The sequence below is a fragment of the Arthrobacter glycogeni genome, assembly GCF_054511155.1.
This window is the reverse complement of record NZ_JBTNDE010000048.1, coordinates 1-2,146: the sequence shown is the minus strand read 5'-3', so window position 1 is coordinate 2,146 and position 2,146 is coordinate 1. Positions and strand designations below refer to the sequence as shown.

At 63.2% G+C, this 2,146-nt stretch carries 2 protein-coding genes; both read right to left on the bottom strand.

The window, feature by feature from the left end; translation table 11 throughout:
* Window positions 1-66: 66 nt before the first annotated feature.
* Window positions 67-825: an IS21-like element helper ATPase IstB gene (gene istB / locus ACX80O_RS16655; RefSeq protein WP_459334171.1), complete on the bottom strand. Its 759-nt coding sequence runs from the start codon at window positions 823-825 to the stop codon at window positions 67-69.
* Entirely contained in the window at window positions 822-2,078 is a 1,257-nt protein-coding gene (gene istA, locus ACX80O_RS16650; RefSeq protein WP_459334170.1) for an IS21 family transposase, read from the bottom strand. Before istA ends, istB begins: the two co-directional genes overlap by 4 nt.
* Window positions 2,079-2,146 lie beyond the last annotated feature (68 nt).

Sequence of the window (2,146 nt, the reverse complement as noted above, 5' to 3'; positions counted from 1 at the left end):
CTGTTAACGCCAACCCAAAACAGGGCCATTAGTGCCATTTGAAAACAGGGCCACTGGTTGTTCGTTCTATTGTGCCGTACTGGTTGTTGGCTGGTGTTCTTTGAGCCGGTAGCTGTTGCCTTTGAGGCTGATGACGTCGGCGTGGTGAACGATCCGGTCGATCATGGCTGAGGCGATGGTCAAGTCTCCGAAGACATCACCCCAGCGGGCGAAGGGCAGGTTCGAGGTCAGGATCAGAGAGGCGTGTTCGTAGCGGCTGGAGACGAGTTGGAAGAACAGGTTCGCGGCGTCTTGGTCGAACGGGATGTAACCTACTTCGTCGATGATCAGGAGGCTGTAGCGGCGTAGCCTGACCAGTTCCTGGGCTAGTTTCCCGCGGGAATGAGCTTCCTGCAGGCGGGCGACCCAGCCGGTCGCGGAGTCGAAGAGGACCCGGTGTCCTGCCTTGGCTGCTTTGATCCCGATACCGACCGCGAGGTGGGTTTTCCCGGTCCCCGGCGGGCCGAGCAGGACCACATTCTTGGCCTCGGAGAGGAATACGCCGGCGCCCAGGTGAGCGATCAGGTTCCGGTCCGCGGAGGGCTGGTGATCGAAGTTGAACTCCTCGAGGCTTTTATGCGCGGGGAACCTGGCGGCTTTGATCCGGGTCGCCGCGCCAGAAGCTTCGCGTTCGGAGACTTCACGGGAGAGGACCGCGGCGAGGTATTCCTCGTGAGACCACCCGGCGTCCCGGGCCTGGTCCCCGAGCCGGCGGAATCCGTCACTGATCCGCGGGGCGCGCAACGTCCGGGCGTAATACTCGATCTGGGCTGGCGTCCCAGTCATGAAGCCACCTCCAGCAGGGCTGGCTGCTGGCAGTGGTCAATGCCGAAGATCTCGTCATAGACGCCGAGATCGCGCACCTGAACGGACTCCACCACCCCGGCTTCCACCATGTCGGGTCGGTGGGCTCGTTGGGCGTGGAAGTCCCGGCGCATCACCGCGGCCCGGGCCACGTGGACAGGATCGGTGATCACCAGATGCCGCGCCCATATCCGGACGTGCGTGGCGATGACGGCCCCCTCATGGGTGACCGTGACCGTGTCCAGATCGGCGATGACATCAACGATCCGCCCAATAAACGAGGGGTCAACGGAGTAGTCGTTGGAAAACACCCGCACGTAGTAATCCCGTGGCAGACGCACCGTGTTGCGGAACACCGTACCCGGGGTCACCGGCGGCAGTGGGCGCATCTTCTGCCGGTCCAAGATGATCAGCTCATCGGGGCGGCCGTGACGGGAACGTGAATACCGGTGATTAGCCGTCGGTAACCACTCATCTAACTGGCCGTTGAAATCCGCTGGCGAGACGAAGTGCCGGCCCGGCATGAAACGCTGCCGGAAGAACCTGTTCATCCGCTCCACCATGCCCTTGGACTCCGGGTCCCGCGGCGGAAGCAACTTAATCTCCAACCCCAACGACCCGGCGAACGCGGCCACCGGTTCCGTGGGCCGGCGACGTCCGATGCCGGATTCGTTGTCCCACAACAGCCGTGACGGAACCGCCTGCGCATCCTGAAGCAGAGCCCACATTCCGCCCAGCAAATCAGGGGTCGTCCGGGAGGGCAGCATCCTCGCCTGGATGAATCCCGAGAACGCTGACGTCATCACCAGCACCGGTGGAGTATCGTGCTGCCCCTCGCCCACGGGCAACGGCTCGTGCGGGAACCACAAATCGCACTGGACCTGAAAACCCGGGTCGTGAACCAGACGGTCCGCCGGGTCCGGCGGAGCATACTCAGGCCGGATCACGGCAACCTTCGCCCGAAACAGCGACGCCGAACCAGACCAACCCACCCGCTCCGCAAGCGTCGCCGCCGGCATCGTCGGCGTCTTCGCCAACAACTCCCGCACCCTCGGAGCGAACGCGTCAAAACTCGACACTCCGGACGCCCGCTGATACTTCGGCACCCGGCCCGACTCCAACGCCCGGTCCACGGTCCCGCGGGAAACCCCCACGATCCTGCCGATCTCACGCTTCGAGTGCTTGCCCGTCGAAAACAGGTGGCGTATCTCCGCCCAATCATCCAAATTGATCACCTTCCATCATGGTCGGTGGCCCTGTTTTCAAATGGCGTTCCTGGCCCTACTTTCAGCTGGCGCCAACA